Origin of the sequence: Nonomuraea pusilla (assembly GCF_900109355.1) — a bacterium.
GTDB classification, from domain to species: Bacteria; Actinomycetota; Actinomycetes; order Streptosporangiales; family Streptosporangiaceae; genus Nonomuraea; species Nonomuraea pusilla.
In genome coordinates, this window is the sequence record NZ_FOBF01000027.1 from 100452 (window position 1) to 114364 (window position 13913).

Sequence of the window (13913 nt, forward strand, 5' to 3'; positions counted from 1 at the left end):
GTGCGCCGGCGTCGGCGCCGTCAGGCAGGTGCGGATTTCCGGTCGCAGGTCAGGAGATGAGGCCGCAGGCCCGGCCCGCCTTCTCCAGCGTGGCGACCGCGGTGTCCAGGTCGGCTTCTGAATGGCTGAGGTTGACGATCGTCCGCAGGCGGGGCAGCGTCCGCGGCACCGCCGGGTAGACGATGGGCTGCACGAACAGCCCGTCGAGCTGGCACAGCCTGGCCATGGCGCCCGCCTGACCGGCGCTGCGGCAGATGATCGGCACCACCGGTGTCTCGCTGGCGAGCGTGTCGAAGCCGAGCGCGCGCAGCCGCTCGTGGTAGCGGGCCGTCCTGGCCCGCAGCTCGCGGGTGAGCTCCGGCGCGGCCGCCATCACCTCGATGGCCGCCTTGGCCGCCGCCACCTGGGCGGGTGTCGCGGCGGCCGAGAACATCCAGCCGCGCGCGTTGTTCTTCAGCGCGAAGATCAGATCGCGTGATCCCGCGACGTAGCCGCCCGCGCTGGGCACGGTCTTGGACAGCGTGCCCATCTTCACGTCGACGCGGGCCGGGTCGATGCCGAAGTGCTCGGTGATGCCGCGTCCCGTGTCCCCGAGCACGCCGAGGCTGTGCGCCTCGTCCACCATGAGCGGAGCGTCGTAGCGCTCGCACAGCTCCAGGATGCCCGGCAGGTCGGCCACGTCGCCGTCCATGCTGAAGACGGCGTCGGTCACCACCAGCCGGCCCGCGTCCCCCACCTTCTTCAGGGCGCGCTCCAGGTCGGCCAGGTCGTTGTGCGCGTACGTGATGACGTCGGCGCCGGACAGCCGGTATCCGTCGAGGATGCTGGCGTGGTTGTAGACGTCGCCCACGATCACGTCGCCGGGGCCGACGAGGGCGCTCACCGTGGCCACGTTGGCCATGTAGCCGCTGGAGTAGACGACGGCGTCCTCGGCGCCGAGGAAGCGGGCGAGCGACAGCTCCAGTTCGCGGTGCAGGTGCAGGGTCCCGGCCAGGAGCCGGACGCCGTGGGCGCCGGTTCCGTGCCGTTCCACCGCGTCCAGGACCTGCTGGTCGATGTAGTCGTGCCCGATGAGCCCCAGGTAGCTGTACGAGGCGAAGTTGAGGAACCAGCGGCCGTCGAACTTGATCCTGGCGCCCTCGGCCTGCTCGATGACGGGCTCGTAGAAGTACTCGTCCCTGGCGACGATGAGGCGGTCCTCCTCGGAGAGCGCGTCGATGCGCCGGTCGAGGAAGGTGCCGTCGGCGGCGTTGGACAGCCGGCCGGGCAGGGTCCGTCGCGGCACGCGGCCGTTGGCCCGAGGCGCGGCGGAGGGAGGCGGGGCCGCCGGGACGGTCGGGACGGTCGGGATGATCGGGACCGGCGGGGCGGGCTTCGGCGGCACGCGGCTCGGCGGGCTCTCCACCGGCCGGGCGGACGCCGGCTCACGGTAGCGGTCCCACGGGGAGACGAAGGAGCCGGCGGCCCTGCCCTCGGGGGCCGGCGCGGGCCGCTCGTCCCGGGGGACCGGCGGGGGCGTCTCGCGCGGTTCCCCCGCGGCGGGGCCGCCGGCGGCTCCCGTGCGGGGCAGCGACTCCAGGCGGCCGAGCAGGACGCCGACACGGCTGTGCTCGAAGAACACCATGGGATCGACGTCGAGCCCGCCGCCGGACAGGGACGCGGCCAGCTCGACCGCCATCATCGAATCGAGGCCCAGCTCCAGCAGGTCGTCCTCGGGCATGACGTCGTCGACGTGGAGGATCTTCTTCACGGCGGCGGTGAGCTGCGGCCACAGCCCGCTCTCCGGTGTGACGGCGGTCATCGGTTCACCCTTCGCGTGCGCGGCGGCGGACAGGACGTAGTTCGCGGGAGGACGGCTGAGGACGGCACGCAGCAGGGCGACGCCGTCGTCCGCGGTGAGAGCGGGAATGCCGTGCGCGGCGGCCTTCGGGGCGACGTCCTCCCCCATGCCGATGGCCCACAGGCCCCAGCCGAGGCTGTACCAGGGCTCGCCGGCGGCGCGGCGGCGCGCGGCGTAGCCGTCCAGGTAGGCGTTGGCGGCGGCGTAGGAGCTCTGACCGAGGTTGGCGCGTACGGCCGAGATCGACGAGAACAGGGCGACGAAGCCCGGCGGGGCGTGCCCGGCCACCAGCTCGGCGAGGGCGTGGACCCCGCCGACCTTGGGGTCGAGCACCTCCTCCACCTGCCGCGGTGTCAGGCTGCGCGCCAGGCCGTCGCGGAGCACCCCGGCGGTGTGGAAGACGCCGTCGTAGCGTGCGGCGCCGCCGAGCACCCCGGGCAGGAAGCGCACGTCGGCGGCCACGACGTCCAGCTCGCAGAGCGCGCCGAGCCGGTCCAGCCGCCGCCGGGTCTCTCCCCCGTCGGGGACGGTCCTGCCGACCAGGGTCAGGTGCGCGCAGCCCTCCTCGGCCAGGAACTCCGCCACCCGCAGGCCGATGGCGCCCATGCCGCCGGTGATCAGGAAGCGCCCGCCCCGGAACCGGGGTGGTGCGCCGGTGGCGGGCGGGTGCGGTTCCAGCGACGGCGCGTGCCAGGAGCCGCCGCGCCTGGCGAGTTCGAGCTCGGCGCGCGGCGCGTCCCACGGCGGTGCGGCGCCGCCGGGTTCCAGGTCGACCAGGCGCACGGTGGTGCGGGGATGCTCCAGGCGCAGGGTGCGTCCCAAGCCCCACAGCGCCGTCATGAAGGGGTCGACGGGCTCCCCTCCCGTGACGTCGTGGGCCCCCGCGGTGACGATGAGCAGATCCGGCATCGGGGGGCGCGCCGCCAGCCGGCGTACGAGGGTGAAGGCGCCCTGCAGGGCCGCGGTCACCTGTTTCGGGCTCGCCACGCCCTCGGGGGCGACGTACACCACCTCCTGGACGGGGCCGCCGGCGAGCGTCTCGTCGAGTCGTTCCACGGTCAGCTCGCCCGGCGTCAGCCGCACGGTGAGCCTGCCGGGCGGCGCCGCGACGTCGTGCTCCGAGACGAGCAGCACGGGCCCGTCAAGCGCCGACGGCGCGGAGGCCGACCCGGGCGCCGACGGCGCGGCGGCCGGGTCGGTCCTCCGCCACGTGACGGTCTGGACCAGCGGGGGCGTCGCGGCGGGCGGCGGCTGGGGCGCGCGGAACGAGGCGGCCTTGAGCGTAATGCGCTCCAGTTCGAGCAGCACCTCGCCTTGCTGGTTGCAGACGGTGGCCCGGCCGCGCAGGGCGGCGCCGGCGGCGCCCTGCGCCGTGTCCCGCTCGACCAGGGCCAGGACCGTGCCGGTGATCCTGCGGCGGGCGACGATCCGGCCGACGTGCCAGGGCAGGAACGCCTGGGCGGCGCCGGTGTCGAGCATGCCGAGGCACTGGAAGACGCCGTCGAGCAGCGGCGGCGGCACGAAGGCCGGCGCGTGCAGGTCGTCGGTCGCGCGCAGGACGGCCAGCATCCGGCCCGGTCCCGCGTACGCCGTCCGGATCGCCTGGAAGGCCGGCCCGTAGGTGATGCCGCTGGCGCGCCGCCACGCGGCCACGTCCGTCAGCGGGACGTCCCGCTCGCAGCCGGCGCGCAGGGCGGTGACGTCGAGATAGCGGGGCGGCGGCAGCGGTTCGCCCCGCGTGCGGGCGCTGCCGTACTCGACGCCCGCCGAGCGGACCGAGCACTGCCCGTCCTCGGCCGTGACGACCTCGATCTCGACGTCCGGCCCTGTCACCCGCAGCGGCGCGCGGAAGGCGACGTGCTCCAGCGTCCAGACGGAGTCGGGCCGCCGGGCGTCGCAGGCGCGGAGCACAGCGTCGATCTGGGTCGCGGCCGCGATGACCGGGGTGTCGCCGATCCGGTGGTCCGCCACCAGCGGATCGGCCGCGCGCAGGTGGAGCCTGATTCCGCTCATGTGCGCAGGCCGAATCGCTGGGTGGCCTTCACCAGGCCGTTGACCTGGATGTCGACGCGATGCTCGCCCGGGTAGTACGTGCGGGTCTGCACCTCCTTGATCGGGTGGGACTTCCGCAGGCTCCGCCGTTCGCCGGCGGCGAGGTCGAGGGTCGTGAGCTTGAAGACCTTGGGGATGCTGCGGCCGTTCTTGCGCACGTGGTGGACGACGTAGTCGACGGTGACGCTGTGGGCCCGGTCGTCGGTGTTCGCGACGTCGAGGTCGATGACGAGGGTGTCCCCGACGCTCACCCACGACGGGGTGACGGTCAGCCGGGGCACCTGGACCCGTTCGCCGCCCGTCGCGCCGAGGATGGCCAGGGCCTGCTGGTCGCCCTTCTTCACGAGAGTGCGCAGCCCGTGCCTGACGGTCCAGGCGGTCTCGGGGGTGGGGCTCTCCTCCAGCCAGCGCGACGCCGTGGCGAGGGCGGCGTCGGGCGTGTCCTTGGAGATGTCGTTGAGGTTGTTCGCGACGGACTTGCGCACGTACTCGGAGGGGTCGCTGCGCAGGGGTTCGAGGATCTCGAGGACGGGCCGCGGGTCCTCGACGAACATGCCGAGGGTGCGGGCCCAGGGCAGGCGCGGCCTGACGCCCTCGCTGGCCAGGCGCCGCACGTTGTGGCTCGGGCTGTGCGCCCACTCGGCGATCCGCTTCATCGTCGGCTCGTAGTGCCGCTCGATGTAGGGCCGGATCGCGTACTCGCCGGTGTGCCGCCTGGTGATCTCCTCGATGGCGTCGAGGGACAGCTCGGGATGGTCGAGGCCGTACTCCTCCACGAACCTGGCCACCGGCATCAGGAACCAGCTGGTGTTGAACATGCCCTCGCCTTCGGCGAGTTCGTCGCCGAGGATCGACAGGAGGATCGACACGGCGCCGGGATAGTCGTCGGGCAGCCGTGTGCGCAGGCCCTCGGCCAGCACCAGGACGCGGTCCTTCAGCTCCTTGCCCGGTATCCGCCGCTCGACCTCGGCGGCGTAGCTCTCGACGTCGAACTCGGGGTGCACGGCGCGGATCCTGCCGCCGATGAGGTGTGCGGCCTCGCCGTTGAAGTGTCGCTTCAGTCCGTACTCGCTAGCCATGGTGCTCGGGCCTTCTCCTGTGGTCGGGGTGCGTGCCGTCGGAGACGTCCCCGGGGTCCCGGGCGTCGGCCGGGATCCAGAAACGCTGCCGGTGGAACGGATAGGTCGGGATGCCGGTGATGCGCTGGTGCTTGCCGTGGTGGAGGCCGGTCCAGTTCAGGTCGGCGCCGGTGTGGTTGTGGTGGGCGGCCAGCGCGGCGTGGAGCTGGGCCTGGTCGCCGCGCCCGCGCTGGAGCGTGGCGATCCACGCCGGGTGGGGGCCCGAGCCTGGCTCGGTGAGCGTGGCGCGGGCCAGGGGGATCAGCTGCGGGTGGGGGCCGACCTCCCACACGGTGTGCGGGCCCGTCTCGCCCAGCGTGGCGACGGCCTGGGCGAACCGGACGGGCCTGCGGATGGCCTGCGCCCAGTACGAGGGGTCGGTCGCGGTGCCCGTCGTGTGCCAGGTGCCGGTGACGGCGCTGACGAAGGGGATCACCGGCGGGCTGAGGGGGGTCTCGGCCACGGCGTCGGCGAACGGGGCGACGGCGTCGTCCATCAGCGCCGAGTGGAAGGCGTGACTGACCGTCAGCGGCTGCACGCGTTCCGCCGTCAGCGCCCGGAACCGGTCGACGGCCTCGGCGGGCCCGCTGATGGTCTGCACCCGCGGCGCGTTGTAGGCGGCGATCTCGACGCCGGGATGGGACCGGAGCGCGGCCGTGAGGGTGTGGGCGTCGGCGTGGACGACGGCCATGGTCCCGCCGGCGGGCTGCGCCTGCATCAGCCGGCCGCGCACCGCGGTCAGCCGCAGCAGGTCGGGCAGCGTCAGCACGCCGGCGGCCCAGGCCGCGGTCAGCTCGCCGAGGCTGTGCCCGGCGACCACACCCGGCCGGATGCCGGCCTGCTCCAGGCACCGCACGAGGGCGACCTGCACGCTGACGATGCCGATCTGCGCGTACCCGGTCTGGTCCAGCAGGTGCCTGGCCTCGCCGTGCAGCAGGTCGAGCAGCGGCACGTCGGTGTACGGCGCCAGGAGCTCGGCGCATTCGTGCAGCGCGTCGCGGAAGTGCGGCTCGGTGGCGAGCAGGCCCCTGCCCATGCCGGCGTACTGCGAGCCCTGCCCCGTGAACAGGAACGCCGTCGTCGTCGCCCTGCCGGTGTGCCGGGTCGCCGGCGTGGTGCCCGCCGCGACCTCGGCGAGCCGGGCGGCCAGTTCCCCGGCGGTGGCGCCGTGCACGGCCACACGGTGACGGTGCGCGGCCCGTGCGGCGTTCGCGGTGAGGGCGAAGTGGCCGAGCCCGTCCTCGGCCGTCGCCGCGACATGGTCGGCGTACGCTCCGGCCAGGGCGCGCAGCGCGGGCTCGCTGGCCGCGCCGACCCGCACGATGTGGCTGTCCTGGGAGAGAGGCGCCGGGACGGGCCGGGCGGGCGGCTCCTCCACGATCACGTGCGCGTTGACGCCTCCCATGCCGAAGGCGCTGATCGCGGCGCGGCGCGGCCGGTCCGCGCGCGGCCACGGCTGGGCACGGGCCGCGAGGTAGAACGGGGTGTCCTCGAACCGGATGTGGCCGTTGGGGCGGGTGACGTGGAGCGTCGGCGGAATCCGGCCGTGCTCCATGGCCAGCAGCACCTTCACCAGTCCCGCGAGGCCCGCCGCCGGCTCCAGATGGCCGATGTTCGACTTCAGCGACCCGATCGCGCAGTACTGGGAGCGGTCCGTGTGCCGGCGCCACGCCCTGGTCAGCCCGTCGATCTCGATCGGGTCGCCCAGCCGCGTCCCGGTGCCGTGCGCCTCGACGAGTTCGATGGTGTCCGGGGTGACGGCCGCGTCCCTGAGCGCGGCGGTGATGACGTCGCTCTGCGCTCTGGGGCTCGGCGCGGAGTAGCGGGTGGTCCGGCCGCCGTGGTTCACGGCCGCGCCCTTGATCAGGCCGCGGACGCGGTCGCCGTCCCGCTCGGCGTCGCCGTGGCGGCGCAGCACCACGGCGACGGCGCCTTCGCCGGGCACGAAGCCGTCCGCAGCGTCGTCGAAGGCGCGGCAGCGGTGCCGCGGCGACAGCGCCATGAGGTCGCCCATGGAGCGGAAGTACTCGGGGCTGATGGCGGCGTGCACGGCGCCGATCACCGCCGTGTCGACGTCTCCGGCGCGCAGGTGCTGCATGGCGGTGTGCAGCGCCACCAGCGACGAGGAGCACAGGGTGTTGACGAGGGTGCTCGGGCCGTGCCAGTCCATGAGGTAGGACAGCCGGTTCGCGATCATCGCCTCCAGGCCGAGACCGCGCCCGTCAGGGATGCCGTGGCGGGCCCGCTCCTCGTGGTAGTGGTCGTGGCTGTAGGCGATCCACAGGCCGGTGGTGCTGCCCTCGGCGCGTTCGCCGAGACGGCCGCCGTCCTCCAGGGCCTCCCAGATCGTCTCGTACACGATGCGCGCCTGCGGGTCGATCAGCGGAGCCTCCCGGGGCGAGATCCGGAAGAGCGCGGGGTCGAACTCGTCCACGCGGTCCAGGAACGAGGCGTACGGGGCCGGGCCGTGCGGCCGGTCCCAGCGGCCGCCGGGCAGGGGGCGCACGGTGTCCCTGCCCTCGTCGAGCAGCTCCGCGAAGGCGGCGAGGCCGTCGGCGCTGGGCAGCCGGACGGCCGCGCCGACGACGGCGATGTCGCGTGAGCGCGGAGCGCCGTCCGAGGCGGTGGTGCGCTGTGGAGGGGCCGGGGTGGGCTGTCGGGCGGCCGTGGTGGGCTGTCGGGCGGCCGGGGTCGGGATCGCCGGCCTGGCTTCGCCGACCGGACCGGCGGCGGCGACCTCCGCCTTCTCGAAAGCCCGATCCTCGCGCGCGGCGGGGGTGTCCCGCGAAGCGACGGCCGCATCGGGCGCGGGCACCGCGGCGGGTGCCGGCGCGGCGGCCGGTGCGGGCGCGGCCGCCGGTGCCGGCGCGGCGGCCGGTGTCGGCGCGGCGGCGGGTGCGGGCGCGGCGGCTGCCGGCAGGTCCGCGAGGTGCGGCGCCTCGACCGCGATGAAGTCGGCGAATAGCCGCGGGGTCGGGTACTCGAAGAACACCGTCGGATACAGCGACAGGCCGTACTCCTGGGAGATGCGCTCGCTCAGCGACACCAGCCCGACCGAGTCGAACCCCGCGGACAGGAACTCCGTGTCGGCGTGCTCCTCCGGCGTGCCCGTCAGCGCCAGGAACCAGGAGAGCACCCGCGCGGCCACCGCGGGCCCGCCCGCCGGGGAGGCGGCCCCCGGCCGCCGTACGGTCGTCACCAGCCGGGTCGCGGGCGCGACGGGGGCCGGGGACTGGGCCTGGGCCTGGGTCGCCGCCGGATCGGCCGCCACCGCCACCGCCACCGCCGTCTCGTCCGGCTTGTCGTCGGGCTTGTCGTCAGGCTTGTGGTCGGGCTTGTGGTCGTCGAACGCCGACAGCGGCACCCGTTTCGATGACATGTCGGCGAAGACCAGCAGCGGCCGGCCCGTCGCGTCGGTCACCGTCTGGGTGACCCGGCAGGCCTCGTCGTTCCAGAAGGCGATCTCCGTGCGGACGTAGGCGGCGTCGTCCAGCGGGCCGTGGACGTCCACCCGGCCCACCGAGAGAGGGATGAACGCGGACGCGTCGGAGGCGCCGAACACCGGGTTGTCCGGGGCGATCGCGGCGATGGTGACGCTGTCGAGCAGCCCGGGGAAGAGCTGGACGCCGTCCGGGTTCAGCTCCCGCTGGCGGCGGCCCTCGACGCGGGCGAGCGTGCCGCCGTCGGGCAGGCCGGCCACCCAGGAGATGTTCCGGTAGTAGCGGCCGTGGTGGTAGCCGATGCGCCGCAGCCACCGGTACAGGCCGGAGCCCGCGTGGAGGTCGGAGCAGGCGTCCAGGAGCGAGGCGAGCGGCACGGCGTCAGGCCGGTGGGCGGGCTGCGCGAGGTACCGGCCGGTGACGAAGGGCTCACGGCTTTCCGCGTCCTCGACCGTGAACCGGCCCTGCCCGTCCACCTGGCAGACCACCCGGCGCGCCCCGGTGGGGATCAGCGGGCGGTGGAAGAGGATGTCGGCGACCCCGTGGAAGGCCTCGCCGTGCAGGGCGGCGCCCTCGCGCAGGAAGTCGAACCAGGCGACACCCGGAAGCATGATCTTCCGGTAGACGGCGTGCTGCGCGATGGGGGTCTCACCGGGCCCGAACACCCGGGAGAAGGCGTATCCGGCGGCGCTCCGGCCGGAGAGGAGTTCCGTGGGCGTCCCCGGTTCGGCCGAGCGCAGCGGCTCGCGCAGGTCCAGGGCCGGACCGGCCGGCTGGGCCGCGGGCAGCAGCCGCTTGCGCCAGCCGCGCCCCGCCTGGAACGCGGACCAGTCGATGTCGCGTCCCGCCGCGAAGAGTTCGGCGGTGATCGCGGCGAGCACCGCGGCCACCTCCTGCTCGCCGCGCGCCGGGGCCAGCCGCGCGCAGACCTCCCCCTCGTCGGCGGCCGGTTCCCCGTCGCCCGCGTGCTTGAGCACGTCGGCCAGCGCCTGCTCCAGGGGGACGCGTCCCCAGGCGAAGTCCCTGACGGCCTCCCATCCCAGGGGCAGATCCACCGCGTCCTCCGGCAGCCCCAGGTCCCGCAGCGCCACCGCGAGGGCGACGCCTTCGCTGATCCGGAGCAACTCGCCGTGGAACCCGGCAAGCGGCACGCCGGTGGCCGTCTCGAAGAGGCCGACGACCTCGCGCACGGCGGGCGCGGAGCGGACGAGGGCCGCCAGCCACGCGAGGGCGTCAGGAGCGGCCTGCGGGCGCACCGGCACGGTGACGCGGGGCCTGCCGGCGTCGCCGTCCCTGAGCAGCCACGCGCGCAGAGCGGAGGCCAGCTCGCCGGCGTCGGCCCCGGTGACGGCCAGCCGTTCGCGGCGGTGCGGACGGGCCAGCCGCGCCGTGGCGCACACGTCGTCGAGGTCGTCGGCCACGGTGGGCAGGAACCGGAGCCACTGCGCCGCCAGTTCGCGCAGCGCGTAGGAGCTGTCCGCCGACAGGGGCAGCACGTGGACCGTCCGGGCGGGCGCCTCGTCCCGCGCCGGCCCGGCCGGGGCCTCGGGCGCGGCCTCCACGACGACGTGGGCGTTCGTGCCGCCGAAGCCGAAACCGCTCACCGCCGCCCGCCGCACCGGCGCCTCGGGCCAGGAGCGCCGGCCGCTGGGAAGGTAGAAGGGGCCGGCGGACAGGTTGAGGCGGGGGTTGGGGGCCTCGACGGTCAGCGCCGGGATGACGCCCTCGCGCAGCATGACGATGACCTTCGCCAGCGCCGCGAGGCCCGACGCCGAGTGCAGGTGGCCGATGCGGCGCTTGAGCGAGCCGAGGGCCACGGAGTTCCGGGGGACGCCGTGCCGGCCGAACACCTCGGTGAGGGCGCGCGCCTCGATCGGGTCTCCGATGGCGGTGCCGGTGCCGTGCGCCTCGACGTACTGGACGGTGGCCGGGTCGATCGTCTCGTAGACCTTGCTCAGCAGCTCCACCTGGGCGTCCAGGTTCGGCGTCGTGACGCCCATGGTGGAGCCGTCGTTGTTGACCGCGGTCGCGCTGATCGCGCCGAGGATCAGGTCGTGGTCGGCCAGGGCCGCCCGCATCGGCTTCAGGACGAGCGCGACGGCGCCCTCCCCCGGCACGTAGCCGTCGGCCCTGCGGTCGAACGTCCGGCACAGGCCGTCCGGGGACAGGGCTCCGGTGCGTGAGAGCAGCACGAACGTCAGCGGGTCGATCAGCAGATCGACCGCTCCGACCACGGCCAGCTCGGTGGCGCCGGCCGCGAGGCTCTGGCAGGCGAGCCACACCGCCGTCAGCGAGGACGAGCAGGCCGTGTCGACGACCAGGCTCGGACCCGACAGGTCGAAGCGGTCGGACAGCCAGGCCGCCATGAAGTTCTGCGACCGCCCCCACAGGGCGGCCGGGCGGCCGGCGGGTTCCGGCGTCCCGGCCAGGCCGCGCCCGTGGTCGAAGCCGTAGGCGTTCATGCGGGCGCCGATGAACACGCCCGCGTTCAGCCGGCGGCGCGACCTCAGGTACCCGGAGTCCTCCAGCGCCCGGCCGCCGACTTCCAGCATCATCCGCTGCTGCGGGTCGAGGTGGACGGCGTCCTGCGCGGTGAGGCCGAACGCCTCGTGATCGAAGGAGAACGGGTCGAGCAGGAACCCGCCGCGGTGATGGGAGCCCTGGTGCGGGCCGTCACCGAGGTACAGGTCGCGGCGCCATCTGCTCGGCGGGACCTCGCCGATCTCGATCGTGTCGTGCTCCAGCGTGTCCGTCAGGTCGGCGACGTCCTCGGCCCCCGGCAGCCGTGCCGCCAGGCCGATGACGGCGATGCGGCCGTCCAGCTCGCTCACTCCCGTCCTTTCTGTCGTGTCCTCGGTCATGGATGGCGTCACCGCTCCCCGCCGCCCTGGAGCAGGGGGCGCAGCAGGACGCTCAGCGCGGCGGCGCGGTCGTCGGCGGCCGGCGCTTGAGACGATGCCTGAAACGGTGCTTGCGATGGTGCTTGAGACGGCGCTTGAGACGGCGCTCGCGACGGCGCTCGCGACGGTGCTTGCGATGGTGGGCCGCCCGCCGTCGTGGCGAGTCCCGCGGCGAGGTCGTCGGCCGTGCGCGCGCGCATCAGCGACGACGGATCGACGGTGAGGCTGGCGCGCTGCTCCAGGGCCGTCACGAGCTCCGCGATGACCAGGGAGTCGATCCCCAGCCCCTGGAGCGGGCGCTCGCCCGGGTCCTCGCCCAGCACGTGGACGAAGGCGTCGCGCACGGACGCGCGCATCGCCGCGAGGTCCCGTCCCGCCGCCGTAGGGACGACGGTAGGGACGACGGCGGGGAGGCCCGCCGTGGCGGCCGTCGGGTGCCCGGTGCCGGCGGGGGCGCCGGTCGGGGGTGCAGGCGCCCGGCCGGGGAAGATCACGGCGCCGCCGGTGAGCAGATGGCCGAAGAACGCGGTCTCCGCCTCGCCGGCGTCGAGGGAGTGGGCTGCGGCGAAGGACGCGTCGGCCTCCATGCCGACGCCCGTCCAGTTGGGCCAGGCGTGGGCGGTGACGACGGTGTCGATGTCGTTCTCCCGTTCGGCGAGGGCGAGCTGGTAGGCGTTGGCGAGGCTGTAGTCGACGAGGCCCCGGCCGGCCGAGGCCCGCGCGCCGGCGACGGACGACACCAGGGCCACGAAGTCGGCGCCCCGGTCCTTCGCCAGCCGTACGACGTTCAGCGAGCCCGCCGCCTTCGGAGCGATCACCCTGGCGGCGTCACCCCAGGGCCGGCGGTGCATCGCGCCGAACGGGTTGGCCGCGCCGGAGCAGTGCACGACGCCGCGCAGCCGTCCCCAGCGCGTCCCCAGCTCCTCGGCCACGGCCGCGAGGGCCGACGCGTCCGACACGTCGCAGGGCAGGTACGCCACGTCGGCCCGGCGTGCGAGCTCCCGCAGCGGGGCGGACCGGCCGGCGTCGATCACGGACCGGCCGACGATGCCGACCCGCCGTGCGCCACGGTCGATCAGCCGCTCGGTCAGGCGCCGTCCGATGGCGCCGAGGCCGCCGGTCACCAGGTAGTAGCCGTCGGCGGACGGCTCGTAGCGCGGCCCGGCCGCGGCGGCGGCCAGGTCCTGCGCGTACCTGACGCCTCGGCGGTAGGCCGCGACCACGCCCTCGGCGCCGTGGCGCAGCGCCGCGTACTCGGCGGCGAGCCTCCTGGCCAGGACCTCGGCCGGCTCGTCCGGGTCCAGGTGGACGACCGCGCCGGGCCTGCGGCTCTCGGCGCAGGCGGCCGCCGCGGCCATGGCCATGGCCGCCGCTTCCGGCCGCAGGGCCGCGCGTTCCCCTGGGTGGACGGCGGCGCCGTGGCAGCCGGCCCACAGCAGCCCGCCGTGCGGCGGCAGCTCCCTGACGAGTCCCCCCAGTTCGGTCCAGAACGCGCCCAGGTCGAGCGGTTCGCCGGGCGAGGAGGTGTCGACGGCGATGACGGCGTCCGCGCTCCGCCCCGGCTCGGCGACGGACGCGCCCCGGGCGCGGAGCTCGGCCGTGAGCGCCTCCCTGAGGGCGGGATCCGCGACGACCAGGCGTACGGTGCCGGGCGCCGCCGAGGGCCCGGCGGGGAGTTCGCGCTCGCGCCACTCGACCCGGAACGCCTCGGGGCCCTCCTGGGCCGGCGTCGCCGTCGCGCCACTGATCGTCCGGGCCGGAGCCGTGGCCGATGCGGCCGCCGTCGATGCGGAGCGGCCGTGCGTGTGCCAGTGCCTCTCCGGGGCGAACGGATACGTCGGCAGGTCCGTGGTCCGGGCGCCGGGAGCGGAGAGCGCGGGCCAGTCGACGTGGACGTACCCGGCGCGCACGAGATCTGCGACGGCGGCGTGGCCTTCGGCGGCCTCCTGCTCGGCGGCGTGGTCCTCGGCGGCCCCCTGCTCGGCGCTCAGGTCGAGGTCGGCGCGGGCGACCCGTACGCGGCCCGCGGCGACGTCGCGCAGGGCCGCCGCGAGCTCGGCGGCGTCGCGTCCGTGGACGGCCGTCTGGAACTCCAGCGGGGAACGGCCGACGTTGGCCGTGTGGCACAGGTCGGCGGTCTCCCAGGGGTCGCGCACGGTGTCGAACCGGTCGGCGTAGGCGGCGGCCAGGGCACGCACCGCCACCTCGTCCGCACCCGTCACCCGCACCAGATGACTGTCCTGAACCAGCGGCGCCCGCCGGGACACCACCGGAGGCTCCTCCACGATCACATGCGCGTTCACACCACCCATCCCGAACGCACTGACCGCCGCCCGCCGCACCCCCTCACCCCGCGGCCACAACCACGGACGATCCACCACGAAGAACGGCGTCTCCTCGAACCGAATGTGATCATTCGGCCGCCGCACATGCAACGACGGCGGCACCACCCCGTACTCCATCGCCAACAGCACCTTCACCAACCCCGCAAGCCCCGCCGCCGGCTCCAGATGCCCCACATTCGTCTTCACCGACCCCAGCGCACAGAACTGCGAACGATCCG

4 protein-coding genes are annotated in these 13913 nt (G+C 74.9%); all 4 read right to left on the reverse strand.

Translation table 11 applies throughout. The features are described 5' to 3' along the window. Positions 1-49: 49 nt before the first annotated feature. Positions 50-3853, reverse strand: coding sequence for a bifunctional SDR family oxidoreductase/pyridoxal phosphate-dependent aminotransferase family protein (locus BMX74_RS38190; protein WP_091105327.1), 3804 nt, complete (start codon positions 3851-3853; stop codon positions 50-52). After that, positions 3850-4971 (reverse strand): DNA alkylation repair protein, encoded by a 1122-nt coding sequence (locus BMX74_RS38195; protein WP_055510259.1) that lies wholly within the window; start codon positions 4969-4971, stop codon positions 3850-3852. The genes BMX74_RS38190 and BMX74_RS38195 overlap by 4 nt, the downstream gene beginning before the upstream one ends. Further along, entirely contained in the window at positions 4964-11281 is a 6318-nt protein-coding gene (locus BMX74_RS38200; RefSeq protein WP_091105329.1) for a type I polyketide synthase, read from the reverse strand. The genes BMX74_RS38195 and BMX74_RS38200 overlap by 8 nt, the downstream gene beginning before the upstream one ends. A gap of 38 nt (positions 11282-11319) precedes the next feature. Next, positions 11320-13913: SDR family oxidoreductase (locus tag BMX74_RS38205; protein ID WP_218154191.1), on the reverse strand; the 2594-nt coding region annotated here is incomplete at its 5' end.